General features: G+C 66.7%; 9 protein-coding genes and 1 pseudogene. 3 read left to right on the forward strand and 7 right to left on the reverse strand.

Annotation, left to right across the window (positions count from 1 at the left end; all coding sequences use genetic code 11):
- Positions 1–120 precede the first annotated feature (120 nt).
- The 6 genes from O8I58_RS04545 to O8I58_RS04570 are packed head-to-tail and all read right to left on the reverse strand — an operon-like array spanning position 121 to position 7,860.
- Positions 121–351 carry a formate dehydrogenase subunit delta gene (locus tag O8I58_RS04545; RefSeq protein ID WP_298321054.1) on the reverse strand — a complete coding sequence of 77 codons (231 nt, stop codon included), beginning with the start codon at positions 349–351 and terminating at the stop codon, positions 121–123.
- Entirely contained in the window at positions 348–1,190 is an 843-nt protein-coding gene (gene fdhD / locus O8I58_RS04550) for a formate dehydrogenase accessory sulfurtransferase FdhD (protein WP_298321056.1), read from the reverse strand. The genes O8I58_RS04545 and fdhD overlap by 4 nt, the downstream gene beginning before the upstream one ends.
- 4 nt (positions 1,191–1,194) lie before the next feature.
- On the reverse strand, positions 1,195–4,083 hold the full coding sequence (gene fdhF / locus O8I58_RS04555; protein ID WP_298321058.1) for a formate dehydrogenase subunit alpha: 2,889 nt from the start codon (positions 4,081–4,083) through the stop codon (positions 1,195–1,197).
- Between the two features lie 9 nt (positions 4,084–4,092).
- Positions 4,093–5,643 (reverse strand): formate dehydrogenase beta subunit, encoded by a 1,551-nt coding sequence (locus tag O8I58_RS04560; protein WP_298321059.1) that lies wholly within the window; start codon positions 5,641–5,643, stop codon positions 4,093–4,095.
- Entirely contained in the window at positions 5,640–6,176 is a 537-nt protein-coding gene (locus O8I58_RS04565; RefSeq protein ID WP_298321060.1) for a formate dehydrogenase subunit gamma, read from the reverse strand. Before O8I58_RS04565 ends, O8I58_RS04560 begins: the two co-directional genes overlap by 4 nt.
- A 25-nt stretch (positions 6,177–6,201) precedes the next feature.
- Positions 6,202–7,860, reverse strand: a complete 1,659-nt coding sequence (locus tag O8I58_RS04570) for an OFA family MFS transporter (RefSeq protein ID WP_298321061.1) — start codon at positions 7,858–7,860, stop codon at positions 6,202–6,204.
- Positions 7,861–8,044: 184 nt separating this feature from the next.
- On the opposite strand from O8I58_RS04570, the gene O8I58_RS04575 reads away from it, so the two are divergent.
- Positions 8,045–9,184 (forward strand): substrate-binding domain-containing protein, encoded by a 1,140-nt coding sequence (locus O8I58_RS04575; protein WP_298321062.1) that lies wholly within the window; start codon positions 8,045–8,047, stop codon positions 9,182–9,184.
- Between the two features lie 136 nt (positions 9,185–9,320).
- On the opposite strand, the pseudogene dapA reads toward O8I58_RS04575, so the two are convergent.
- A pseudogene (gene dapA / locus O8I58_RS04580) lies at positions 9,321–10,221 on the reverse strand (4-hydroxy-tetrahydrodipicolinate synthase).
- Positions 10,222–10,496: 275 nt separating this feature from the next.
- On the opposite strand from dapA, the gene O8I58_RS04585 reads away from it, so the two are divergent.
- Both O8I58_RS04585 and O8I58_RS04590 read left to right on the forward strand, forming a co-directional pair.
- On the forward strand, positions 10,497–10,976 hold the full coding sequence (locus O8I58_RS04585) for a VOC family protein (protein ID WP_298321064.1): 480 nt from the start codon (positions 10,497–10,499) through the stop codon (positions 10,974–10,976).
- 319 nt (positions 10,977–11,295) lie between these two features.
- On the forward strand, positions 11,296–13,272 hold the full coding sequence (locus O8I58_RS04590) for a TonB-dependent siderophore receptor (RefSeq protein WP_298321065.1): 1,977 nt from the start codon (positions 11,296–11,298) through the stop codon (positions 13,270–13,272).
- The last annotated feature ends 56 nt before the right edge of the window (positions 13,273–13,328 follow it).

Genomic DNA, 13,328 nt, shown 5'->3' on the forward strand with positions numbered 1-13,328 from the left:
CTGTTGCCCGCAGGTGCGCGTGGCGCTCAGAGGCCGAGAGGCCATCGAACGCCGTAGCGAAGGCATCGCCACGCGCCCATGGCGGCGGCGGCAGTCGGCGGGCAGTTGCCTCTCAACCACTCAAGCATCCAGCGCTTCCACCGCCGCGTGGGCCAGCGGTTTGAGTCCCCCGCCGCCATCGCGCACGTAGCGCAGCAGCTTGCGGCGCATGCCGGGCTCCCAGAACCGCACCAGGTGCTGGCGGACGCCTTCCACGCCGACCGCCTGGTCGGACTCGGCTTCGAAGTACGCCGCGATGTCGTTGGCCATCTCCACCAACCGTGCAATGCGCTCGCTGCCATCGCTGCTCATGTGCAGGTCTCCTGCCCGATCAGGCGCCGGGGATGGGTGTAGACCGCTTGGCCGTCGTCACGGGCAAACCCCAGCAGGGTCAAGCCGGTGCGCTGCGCCAGCGACAGGGCCAGTGCGGTCGGTGCGGAAATCGCGGCCATGAACGCGATACCGGCGCTGGCCGCCTTCATCGCCATCTCGTAGCTGGCACGGCTGGTCACCACCAGGAAGCCCGACTGTGGATCGAACCCCGCGCGATGCATCGCGCCGATCAGCTTGTCCAGTGCGTTGTGGCGGCCCACGTCCTCACGCACCAGTACGATGCGGCCATCGGCCAGCGCCCAGCCCGCCGCGTGGGTTGCGCCGGTGCGGGCGTTGAGCGGCTGCTGGCTGCGCAGCTCGCGCAGGGCACGCTGCAGGGCGGTCGTCGTCACTGCGATCCCCTCGCCCACCGGCGCAGGCGAGCGCAACGCAGCTTCGAGCAGCTCGCTGCCGCAGACGCCGCAACCACTGCGGCCGCTCATGCTGCGACGGCGGCTTTGCAGGATCTGTTCGCGATCGGCGGGAATGCCCACCCGTACTTCCACGCCTTCCAGCAGGTGTTCGACCGATATCACCTGCGCGTCGTCGATGCGCTCGACGATCCCTTCGCTCAAGGCGAACCCCTGCGCGAAATCTTCCAGATCGGCCGGCGTGGCCATCATCACCGCGAACGGTGCATCGTTGTAGACGAAGGCCACCGGCACCTCTTCGGCGATGTTGTCGTCCAGCTGCAGTGCCCGCGCGCCGCGGTGGCGGGCCACGCTGCGCACGACGCTGCCGGCGTCTTCGGTCGGAACAGGGACTTCGTGTTCGCTCATCGCCCTAGTCTGCCGCAGGCAGCAGCTGCTCCTGCAAGGTGTCGAAGGCTTTGTGACGCTGCTGCCACTCCGAGGGCTGGCTCACCCGCGTGACCTGCACCGCGGTGACCTTGTATTCCGGGCAATTGGTGGCCCAGTCCGAATTATCCGTGGTGATCACATTCGCGCCCGAACCAGGGAAATGGAAGGTGGTGTAAACCACGCCCGGCTGCACCCGGTCGGTGATGCGCGCGCGCAGCACGGTGTCGCCGGCCCGGCTCTGCACGCCCACCCAGTCATCGGCGGCGATGCCGCGCTCCTCGGCGTCGTGCGGATGCAGCTCCAGCCGGTCTTCGTCGTGCCAGGTGGAATTGGCCGTGCGCCGGGTCTGCGCGCCGACGTTGTACTGGCTCAGGATGCGCCCGGTGGTCAGCAGCAGCGGGAAACGCACGTTGACCTTCTCCCGCGTTGGCACGTACGGGGTCAGCATGAACTTGCCCTTGCCGCGCACGAACTGATCCACGTGCATGGTCGGCGTGCCTTCCGGGTGTTCGGCATTGCACGGCCACTGGATGCTGCCCTTTTCCTCCAGCAGGTCGTAGCTGACGCCGGTGAAGGTGGGCGTCAGCCGGGCGATCTCGTCCATGATCTGCGCCGGATGGGTATAGGCCATCGGGTAGCCCATCGCGTTGGCCAGCAGCTGGGTGATCTCCCAGTCGGCGTAGCCGGCCTTGGGCGCCATGATCCTGCGCACGCGCGAGATGCGGCGCTCGGCATTGGTGAAGGTGCCGTCCTTCTCCATGAAGGAACTGCCCGGCAGGAACACGTGGGCGAACTTGGCGGTTTCGTTGAGGAACAGGTCCTGCACCACCACGCATTCCATCGCGCCCAGCGCCGCGGTGACGTGCTGGGTATTGGGGTCGGACTGGCCGATGTCCTCGCCTTCGATGTACAGGCCCTTGAACTCGCCATCCAGCGCCGCTTCGAACATGTTGGGAATGCGCAGGCCTGGCTCGTCGTGCAGCGACACCTTCCATTCGGCTTCGAACAGGCTGCGCACGGCTGCGTCGCTGACATGGCGATAGCCGGGGAACTCGTGCGGGAACGAGCCCATGTCGCACGAGCCCTGCACGTTGTTCTGGCCGCGCAATGGATTGACGCCCACGCCCGGCCGACCGATGTTGCCGGTGGCCATGGCCAGGTTCGCAATTCCCATCACCGCGGTCGAACCCTGCGCGTGTTCGGTCACGCCCAGGCCGTAATAGATCGCGGCATTGCCGGCGCCCGCATACAGGCGCGCGGCGCGGCGCACCAGCGCGGGATCGACGCCAGTATCAGCCTCCAGCACTTCCGGCGAACGCGAGGCATCGGCCACGTAGGCACGCCACTTGGCGAACGCCTCGGCCTCGCAGCGCTGTGCGATGAAGTCCTCGTCGGCCAGCCCTTCGGTCACGATCACATGCGCCAGCGCGTTGAGCATGGCCACGTTGGTGCCTGGGCGCAGCTTCAGGTGCACATCGGCGGCGCCATGCGGCGTCTTGACCAGGTCGATCCGGCGCGGATCGATCACGATCAGCTTGGCGCCCTGGCGCAGGCGACGCTTCATCTGCGAGGCGAACACCGGATGGCCGTCGGTCGGATTGGCACCCATCACCAGGATCACGTCGGCGAACTGCACCGAATCGAAGTCCTGGGTGCCGGCCGATTCGCCCAACGTCTGCTTCAGCCCGTAGCCGGTCGGCGAATGGCAGACCCGCGCGCAGGTATCGACATTGTTGTTGCCGAAACCCGCACGCACCAGCTTCTGCACCAGGTAGGTTTCCTCGTTGCTGCAGCGCGAGGAGGTGATGCCGCCGATGGAGAACCTGCCGTAGGTCGCCTGCAGCCGCTTGAACTCGCTGGCGGTGTGGGCGATGGCTTCTTCCCAGCTCACGACCTTCCACGGATCGGTGATCTTCGCGCGGATCATCGGCGTGGTGATGCGGTCCGGATGCGTCGCATAGCCCAGGGCGAAACGGCCCTTGACGCAGGAATGGCCGTGATTGGCATGGCCATCGGCGTTCGGGACCATGCGTACCAGCTGGTCGCCCTGCATCTCGGCACGGAACGAGCAGCCCACGCCGCAATAGGCGCAGGTCGTCACCACGCTATGGTCGGCCTGGCCTCGCGTGATCAGCGATTTCTCAGACAGCGTCGCGGTCGGGCAGGCCTGCACGCAGGCGCCGCAGCTCACGCATTCGGATTCCAGGAAGGCCTGGTCCTGCCCGGCCGATACCTTCGAGTCGAAGCCACGTCCCTGGATGGTCAGCGCGAACGTACCTTGCACTTCGCTGCAGGCGCGCACGCAGCGCGAGCAGACGATGCACTTGGATGGATCGAAGCTGAAATACGGGTTGGAGCCGTCCTTGCCGACGAACAGCGGATTGACGTGACCATCCTGGCTGACCGGCTTGACGTGGTTCGCACCCTCGTAGCCGTAGCGCACCTCGCGCAGGCCGACCGCGCCAGCCATGTCCTGCAGTTCGCAGTGGCCGTTGGCCGGGCACGTCAGGCAGTCCAGCGGATGGTCGGAGATGTACAGCTCCATCACCCCGCGCCGGATCTGGCCCAGCTTCTGCGACTGCGTGCGCACGACCATGCCTTCGCTGACCGGCGTGGTGCACGAGGCCGGGTAACCCTTGCGCCCTTCGATCTCGACCAGGCACAGCCGGCAGGAACCGAACGCGTCCAGCGCGTCGGAAGCACACAGTTTCGGAATCTTCGTGCCCATCAACGCAGCGGCACGCATGACCGAGGTGCCTTCGGGCACATCGATCCACGCGCCGTCGATGGACACGCTGACCTTCTTCAGCGGCTGCAGTTGGATCAGCTGCGGATTCGGGGTACCAAGATCGGTTTCTGCGATGGAACGCATGACGCCCTCCTAGGCAGCGCTGGGCTGCCGGACGCGATCGAAATCTTCAGGGAAATGATCCAGTGCGCTGAGCACCGGGAATGGAGTCATGCCGCCCAGCGCGCACAGCGAGCCATGCAGCATGGTGTCGCACAGGTCGCGCAGCAGCGCTTCCTGCACCGCGCCGTGGGTGGCGAACCGATCGATGACTTCCACGCCGCGGGTCGAACCGATCCGGCACGGGGTGCACTTGCCGCAGGATTCGACCGCGCAGAATTCCATCGCGTAGCGCGCCTGCTGCAGCATGTCCACGCTGTCGTCGAACACCACGATGCCACCGTGGCCGATCATGCCGCCGACCCTTGCGAAGGCTTCGTAATCCAGCGGCGTATCGAACAGGGATTCGGGCAGGTACGCACCCAGCGGCCCGCCGACCTGCACCGCACGGATCGGCCGGCCACTGGCCGAACCGCCGCCGTAGTCGTACAGCAGCGTGCGCAACGTGCTGCCGAAGGGGAGTTCGACCAGGCCACCGCGCGCGATATTGCCGGTGAGCTGCAGCGGTAGCGTGCCGCGCGAACGCCCGGTGCCATGCGCCTGGTACGCCTGCGCGCCATCTGCAAGGATCGCCGGCACCGCGGAGAACGTGATCACGTTGTTGATCACGGTCGGCTTGCCGAACAGGCCCTGGATCGCCGGCAGCGGCGGCTTGAAACGGACCATGCCGCGCCTGCCTTCCAGGCTTTCCAGCAGCGCGGTTTCCTCGCCGCAGATGTAGGCACCGGCACCCAGCCGCACTTCCAGGTCGAAGCGCTTGCCGGAGCCGGCGATGTCCGCCCCCAGCCAGCCGCCGGCGTAGGCATTGGCGATCGCTGCATTCAACGCGCGCCAGGCATGCGGATATTCGCTACGCAGGTAGATGTAGCCCTGGGTGGCGCCGACCGCCAGGCCAGCAATCGCCATGCCTTCGACCAGGCACAGCGGGTCGCCTTCCATCAGCATCCGGTCGGAGAACGTGCCCGAGTCGCCTTCGTCGGCATTGCAGACGATGTATTTCTGCGGCGCGGTGGTGTCGTGCACCGTCTTCCACTTGATCCCGGTCGGGAACGCCGCGCCACCGCGTCCACGCAGGCCGGCATCGGTCACGGCTTGCACGATCTGATGCGGCGCCATTGCCAATGCCTGCTGCAATCCACGCCAGCCGCCGTGCGCGGCGTAGTCCTCGACATCGAGCGGATCGATCACGCCGACGCGCGCGAACGACACACGCTGTTGATCTTTGAAGTAAGCGTGTTGGGTGATGTCGCCCAGGCGCAGCGCGTGTTCGCCACCTTCAAGCCAGCCGGCATCGAACAGCGCGACCACATCCTCCGCTGCGACCGGCGCATACGCGATGCGACCAGACGGCGTTGCCACTTCCACCAGCGGCTCCAGCCACAGCAGGCCGCGCGAGCCGTTGCGCACCACGCGCACCTCCACGCCGCGCGCGTCTGCTTCGCGGACGACAGCCGCTGCGACCGCATCGGCGCCAACCGACACGGCGGCCGCATCCCCCGGCACGTAGACCGTCACGGCGCTCATGCTGCGTGCTCCACGCCGTGCGCGCAGGCATGGACCAGCGCATCGAATCGCGCTGGCGTGATCCGGCCGTGCAGCTGCCCGTCCAGCAACATGGCCGGCGAGAGCGCGCAGTTGCCCAGGCAATACACCGGTTCGACCGTGAACTGCCCATCGTCGGTGTGGTGCGCCGTCGCCGACAAACCCAACCGCGTGCGCGCATGCGATTCCAGCCCGCGCGCGCCCATCGACTGGCAGGCCTCGGCCCGGCACAGCTGCAGCACGTGCCGCCCCGGCGGCGCACTGCGGAAGTGGTGATAGAAGCTGAGCACGCCATGCACGTCGGCACGGGTCATGTTGAGTGCGGCGGCAATCGGCGCCACCGCACCTTCGGGCACATGGCCCAAGGCGTCCTGCACCGCGTGCAGGATCGGCAACAGCGCGCCGGGACGCATGCGGTGTTCGGCGATGGCGGCCTCCACCGGTGCGACCTGCCCGGCGTCCAGTACCGGGACGACTTCAGTGACCGATTCAATATGCCTAGAGCGCTTGCCCATGGGTCTGGTCTCCGTGTTCGCGGCGCTAGTGGAACAACACGAACGCCTTCTGCAGCGTCATCCATACGCCCCACAGCAGCGGCACGCCGACGGCGATCCAGGAAATCGCCACCAGCGCACCCTGCCCGCCCGCCACCGCGACCGGTGCGCCACCCGCGGTCACGATGGCCGCCGCGGGCGGTTCGGTCTCGCGTAGTTGTGCCTCGGTCATGTGGTACTTCGGATTGACCGGGCGGATCGCCAGGTTGCACAGGAACCCCAGCAACAGCAGGCCGGCCAGGATGTACATGGTCTGGTCGTACACGCGGGCCGGCGGCAGGCCGCGACCCAGCTGCCAGTCGCGCAGGTAATTGACGATCAGCGGGCCAAAGATGCCCGCCGCCGCCCATGCCGTGAGCAGGCGGCCGTGGATCGCACCGACCATGCGCGTGCCGAACATGTCGGCCAGGTACGCCGGCACGGTGGAAAAACCGCCGCCGTACATCGACAGGATGATGCCGAAGCCCAGCACGAACAGCGCCACGCTGCCGGTCGTGCCCAGGTGCGGCGCGGCGGCGTAAAGCACCATGCCCAGCACGAAGAACACCGCATAGGTGACCTTGCGGCCGATCTTGTCCGACAGCGAGGCCCAGACGAACCGGCCTGCGATGTTGAACAGGCTCAACAGCCCGGTGAAGGCCGCGGCGATGGTCGCCAGGCTCTTGAGCTGGGCTTCGTCCAGGTCACGGAAACCGGCATCCACGCCGATCAGGCGCCCGCCGAACACTTCCTGCAGCATCGGCGAAGCCATGCCGATCACGCCAATGCCGGCGGTCACGTTCAGGCACAGCACCGCCCAGATCAACCAGAACTGTGGCGTGCGCCAGGCCTGCTGCAGATGCACCTGGGCCGTGGTGATCATCGTGTTGGCGCTGGAGGCCGGCGGTGTCCAGCCAGCGGGCTGCCAGCCGGCCGGCGGTACCCGGTATCCCAGCGCGCCGCACATCATCGCCACGAAATACAGCAACCCCATCACCAGGAAGGTCTGCCACACCCCGACCGAGGTCGCGCTGGCGAAATGCTTCATCAGCAGGTCGGCCAGTGGCGAACCGATCATCGCCCCGCCGCCGAACCCCATGATCGCCATGCCGGTGGCCATGCCGCGCTTGTCCGGGAACCACTTGATCAGGGTCGATACCGGCGAGATGTACCCCAGGCCCAGGCCAATACCGCCGATCACGCCCGAGCCCAGCCACATCAACCACAGCTGGTGCGCATACACGCCCAGCGCCGAAATCAGCAGGCCACCGCCCCAGCACACGGCCGCGACCACGCCAGCCTTGCGTGGACCTGCACGTTCCAGCCAGCCGCCCCACAGCGCCGCCGAGCAGCCCAGCAGCACGAAGAACAGCGTGAACATCCAGCCCAGCATCTTCACCTGCCAGTCGCAGGTGGTGGTGAACAGCTGCGACAGCGCACTCATGTCGGCCGGGCACGCCACCGGCGCGGAAACACCAATGGCCTTGGACAGCGGCAGCCAGAACACGCTGAAGCCGTAGGCCATGCCGATGCTCAGGTGGATGGCCAGGGCCGCTGGCGGGACCAGCCAACGGCTGAAGCCAGGCCTGGCGACGATGCGTTCGCGCGACAGTCGTCCAGGCGCGACGATGCCGGAACCTGAAACGACGTCTGGTGTGCTGGCCATGAACCCTCCCGAGGTAGTGGCTGGCGATCAGGCGCCATCGGAACCCTGCATATGTTCCCGATGACATAAGACGCGTGGGGTACGTCGGAGTTTAGTCCTGCCGATTGCCGCATTGCGGCGTTTCAAGCTGCGCCGATGGTCGAATAATCGGCTCTCCAGAACCGATAGCACCGGTGGGTCGGGCGTGCTGCCCCGCACCACCCGCCACGGGAGCCAGCGCATGTACAAGGTCGATATCCGGCCGCAGTGGACCCTGCAGTCCGTCGATGGCCGCGAACTGCCGCCACGCCTGATCGATCTTCTGCTGGCCGTGCATGAGACCGGTTCGCTGGCCGCGGCCAGTCGCCAGGCCAACCTGTCCTATCGCTATGCCTGGGGCATCCTGCGCCAGGCCCACGCGCTGTTCGGGATGCCGCTGCTGCACTCCACCCGCGGACGCGGCGCCAGGCTCACGCCCCTGGGCGAACGCCTGGTCTGGGCCGACAGCCGCATTGCCGCGCGCCTGTCGCCGATGCTCGACAGCCTGGCCACCGAGCTGGAAGCCGAGCTGGCCCGCGTACAGGCCACCGAAGCCGCGCCGCTGCGCCTGCACGCCTCGCACGGCTTTGGCGTGGAAACCCTGCGCAAGACCATGGCCACGCTGGAACGGCCGCTGGACCTGAAGTACCGCAGCCCGGATGACGCCCTCACCGCCCTGCGCGCCGGGGCCTGCGACCTGGCCGGCCTGCACCTGCCCATCGGCGGACTGGAAGGCGAGCTGCTGCGCCACTACCAGGACCGGCTGGACGACAGGAACGACCGCGTGATCCACCTGGCCATGCGCCGGCAGGGACTGGTGGTCGCTCCGGGCAATCCCAAACGGCTGCGCGTGCTGAGTGACCTGCTGCGCGACGACGTGCGCTTCATCCATCGCCAGCCTGGTTCGGGCACGCGCCTGTTGCTGGAATGCATGCTGGCCCGCGAAGGCCTGCCGCTCTCGGCGATCCATGGCTGCGACGTGGAAGAGCTCACCCATGCCGCGGTTGCTGCCTACGTCGCCAGCGGGCTGGCAGACGTCGGGCTTGCGCTGGAACCACCGGCGCGCCGCTATGGCCTGGACTTCGTGCCGATGATCACCGAGCACTACTTCTTCCTGTGTCAGGAACCGGTCCTGCTCAGCGGCCAGCTGCAACCGTTCCTGGAGCTGCTGCGCAGCGACGACTTCCAGCACGCGATGGGCCAGCTGCCCGGCTACGACCCCAGCTATTGCGGCACGGTGCAGACCCTGCGCGATGCATTCCCGTCGATGGCCGCGGCCAAGCCCGAAGCCGCCGCTCTCCTGTAAAGCGGAGCTCGCTCCGCTGGGGCTTTCCCGAAGATCTGACCGGAAGGCAGCGGAGTCCCCAAGATGGGATTGCCACAAGCTCCGCTCTACAGACAGCAGCGCGCCGCGACAGAAGGCAGCGCGCTGCGAGGTGGCCTTACGAAAGCAGCCCCGCCTCGCGCAGCGCGGCTTCCACCTTGGCCTGGTTGGATGGCTCCAGCTCGGTCATCGGCAGACGCAGGGTGCCGCCGCAATGGCCCAGGCGCGACACCGCCCACTTCACCGGGATCGGATTGGCTTCGACGAACAGCTGCTTGTGCAGCGGCAACAGGCGCAGCTGGATCGCCATGGCGGTCTTGACGTCGCCCGCCATCGCCGCCGCGCACAGCTCGCGCATCAGGCGCGGCGCCACGTTGGCGGTGACGCTGACGTTGCCATGGCCGCCGGCCAGCATCAGCGCCACGGCCGTGCCGTCGTCGCCGGAATAGATCGAAAAGCCCTCGGGCGCTTCGCGGATCAGCCATTGCGCACGCTCGATATTGCCGGTGGCTTCCTTGATGCCGACGATGCCCGGCACCTGCGCCAGGCGCAGCACGGTGTCGTGCGCCATGTCGGCCACGGTCCGGCCGGGCACGTTGTAAAGCACGATCGGAAGTTCGCCGGTGGCCTCGGCAATCGCCTTGAAATGACGGTACTGCCCTTCCTGGCCGGGCTTGTTGTAGTACGGCACCACCTGCAGCTGGCTGTCGGCGCCCACTTCCCGCGCGAACTTCGCCAGCGCGATCGCCTCGGCGGTGGAATTGCCGCCGCAGCCGGCCATCACCGGCACCCGGCCCGCGGCCTGTTGCACCGTCACCCGGATAATTTCGCAATGTTCTTCCACGTCCACCGTCGGCGACTCGCCGGTGGTGCCGACCACGCCGATGCAGTCCGTGCCCCTCGGCCACATGCCAGTCCACGAGTTTGCGCAGCGCGTCGTAATCGACGCTACCGTCCTCGTGCATGGGAGTGACGAGCGCGACGATGCTGCCGCGCAGGGGGGCGTGGGAAGTGGTCATGAAGGCGATCAGGCGTGACAGGAAAGAAGAGCGCAGATTCTAAGCGCCGCGGCGCAACATCGCGCACCTTCAAACTGTGTCCTGCAGTCCACGACAGCGGTCTCAACTGAAACCATTCCCCCCGAAGGACGACCTGCCATCCCGCGTGTCGATTTCGGTCGCACTGACGCGTCGAGGGTATAGACAAGCGCAGGCATGGCACTTGCCGCCCGTCATCCGCGACCACGCCCTTCGTGTCCGCGGCCGGCGGCTTTCCCAACCGAAGGAGAACGCCCGTGATCCCCAAGAACACCCTCTGCCTCTGGTACGACGGCACCGCCCTGGACGCCGCCGAGTTCTACGCCAGGACCTTTCCCGACAGCATCGTCGGTGCGGTGCATCGCGCACCTTCCGATTTCCCCTCAGGCAAGCAAGGCGACGTGCTGACCGTCGAGTTCACGGTCATCGGCATTCCCTGCATCGGCTTGAATGGCGGCGCGGCGTTCAAGCACAGCGAGGCGTTCTCGTTCCAGATCGCCACCGATGACCAGGCCGAAACCGACCGGCTATGGGATGCGATCGTCGGCAACGGCGGCCAGGAGAGCGACTGCGGCTGGTGCAAGGATCGCTGGGGCCTGTCCTGGCAGATCACCCCGCGCGCATTGACCGAAGGCTTCACCGACCCGGACCCGGCCGTGGCCAAGCGCGTGTTCGAGGCGATGATGACCATGCGCAGGATCGACGTTGCGAAGATCGAAGCGGCGCGCAGGGGCTGAGCCCGCAGCATCCAGATGGACCGGACCCGATCACGGGTCCGGTGTAACGCTCCGCACACCGTCAGCCGCATTCATGCGCCGGTACGGGAAATGCCCAGGACATGGCATTGCAGCAATCAGGCATCGCCGCTTATTATTAATGCGAATTATTCGCATCAAGGCCCCTCCCCCCATGCTGTCTCCCCGCCCCTCACGACTGTGCGTGAGCCTGCTCGCGTGCCTGACTTTCCCTTCCTTCGGCGCCCTCGCGGCCGATCCTGTCCCTCAAGTCGTGGCATCAGGCCAAACCGACCCAGCGCACGACCTGGATACCGTGCGCGTGAAGGGACACCACGGTGGTTTCCATGGCAAACGCCCAACGCAGGTTGGCAAATCCACGCTGCCCGCCGACCAGCAGCCGGCGTCGATCAGCGTGGTCACGCGCGATCTGCTGGACGCTCAACAGGCGCAGTCGCTCGCCGACGCGCTGCACAACGTGCCGGGCGTGGTCAGCAACACCTTCGGGCGTCGTGGCTGGGATGACCTGATCATCCGCGGCCAGGTCGCTTCCGATTCCCTGTTCGTAGATGGCCTGCGCACGGCCGCGTCCAACCGCGTAGCCGAGCAGTTGTTCGGGTACGAACAGGTCGAAGTGCTGAAGGGGCCGGCCTCGTTGATGTATGGCCTGGTGCTGCCCGGCGGGTTGGTGAACATGGTCAGCAAGCGTCCGCGGACCGAAGCCTTCGGCCGTATCGACACCACCCTGGGCAGCCACGGCCTGGTCCAGGGCACGGTGGATGCCGGCACGCCGCTGTCGGCCAACGGCAAGGTCGCGCTTCGCGTCAACGCGCTGGTTTCCAACAGCAACGACGCCACCGCGCATGTGTGGTTTCGCAACCGTTTCATTGCGCCATCGCTATCGCTCGATCTGGGCGAGCAGACCGACCTGGTTCTGCTGTCCAGTTTCCAGGAGCGCGACTACATCCGCCAGCAGGGTTTGCCGCTGGTGGGCTCGGTCCTGCCCAACGCCAACGGCGCGATCCCGCGTAACACCTTCATGGGCGAACCCGGGCAGGACCCGTACCATGCGCGAGAGACGCGCATCGGTTACGCCTTCAGCCATCGCTTCGAGAGTGGATGGACGCTCAACCAGAACCTACGCGTGCAGGATTTCTCTGTGACCGGCCAACTGGTCGCCAATGGCGCCATGGGGACCGACCAGCGCACGCTGCGGCGCACGGCCACCGACCAGGCCTGGGATGGCAGGACCCTGTCGATCGACACCCATGCCTGGCGCTCGTTTGTTGCAGGCACCAGCCGGCACGACGTGACCGCAGGCGTGGACTACCTCGACACTTACGAGGACGCGGTGTCGTTCACCTGCACGGTCGGCAGTCTGGATGTATTCGCGCCGGTCTACGGCAGCCAGATCACCTGTCCAGATACGCCTCGCACCGACAGCCGCACCTACGTGGAGATGCTGGGCCTCTATGTGCGAGACCAGATCCACGTCGGTGACCGCTGGCTGATCAGCGCGGGCCTGCGTCGCGACTACACCACCACCCGCAGCAACAACCATCTCACCGGCGTCAGCGAGCGCGATCCAGCCGATGCGACCACCGGCTCCCTCGCGGTCATGATGGACCTGACTCCGATGGTCCATCCCTATCTGAGCTATTCCACCTCGTTCTATCCCAACACCGGCACCGACGTAAATGGCAACACATTCGATCCCGAAGCGGGCCGGCAATGGGAGGCCGGAATCAAGTTCAACCTGCTTGGCGGGAGTTCCTCGTTGACCATCGCGGCGTTCGACCTGCGCCGCCAGAACGTGCTGGAAACCGATCCGGTCAACGACGACTACAGCATCGCCGTGGGCGAGCAACGCAGCCGGGGCGGCGAGATCGGCATCACCGCCGACCTTGGAGCGGGCTTGAGCATCAATGCCGGCTACGCCTACATCGATGCGCAGATCACCAACGATGGCGGCGCCGATCCAACGACCGTCGGCGACGGCCTGAACAACGTCCCGCGGCACAGCGCCACCGCGTTCCTGCGCTATCAGCTGCCGTCAACGTGGTCGCGCTGGTCCGTCACCGGCGGCGTCCGCGGCGAGGGCGAGCGCCCGGCCTACACCTACACCCTGCCAGGCTACGTGGTCGCCGACCTCGGCCTGCGCTATGAGACTCCCCGATGGAACGTCGCGCTGAGCATCAAGAATGTCTTCGATACCTACTACTACAGCGGTGGCCTGGCAGCAGCCGTAGCCCTGGGTGACGACCGCACGACGATGGTGAACGTGGGCTACCGGTTCTGAAACGCATTGGGCGCCCCTAGGCTGCTGCGATCCGCGCGCTGGGACATCGAGCTCGC

It is taken from the genome of Pseudoxanthomonas sp., assembly GCF_027498035.1.
In the GTDB taxonomy this organism is placed as follows: Bacteria; Pseudomonadota; Gammaproteobacteria; order Xanthomonadales; family Xanthomonadaceae; genus Pseudoxanthomonas_A.

Coding starts and splice junctions, on each gene's coding strand:
- O8I58_RS04545 (WP_298321054.1), bottom strand. CDS start 351: ATGAGCAGCGATGGCAGCGAGCGCATTGCACGGTTGGTGGAGATGGCC.
- fdhD (WP_298321056.1), bottom strand. CDS start 1,190: ATGAGCGAACACGAAGTCCCTGTTCCGACCGAAGACGCCGGCAGCGTC.
- fdhF (WP_298321058.1), bottom strand. CDS start 4,083: ATGCGTTCCATCGCAGAAACCGATCTTGGTACCCCGAATCCGCAGCTG.
- O8I58_RS04560 (WP_298321059.1), bottom strand. CDS start 5,643: ATGAGCGCCGTGACGGTCTACGTGCCGGGGGATGCGGCCGCCGTGTCG.
- O8I58_RS04565 (WP_298321060.1), bottom strand. CDS start 6,176: ATGGGCAAGCGCTCTAGGCATATTGAATCGGTCACTGAAGTCGTCCCG.
- O8I58_RS04570 (WP_298321061.1), bottom strand. CDS start 7,860: ATGGCCAGCACACCAGACGTCGTTTCAGGTTCCGGCATCGTCGCGCCT.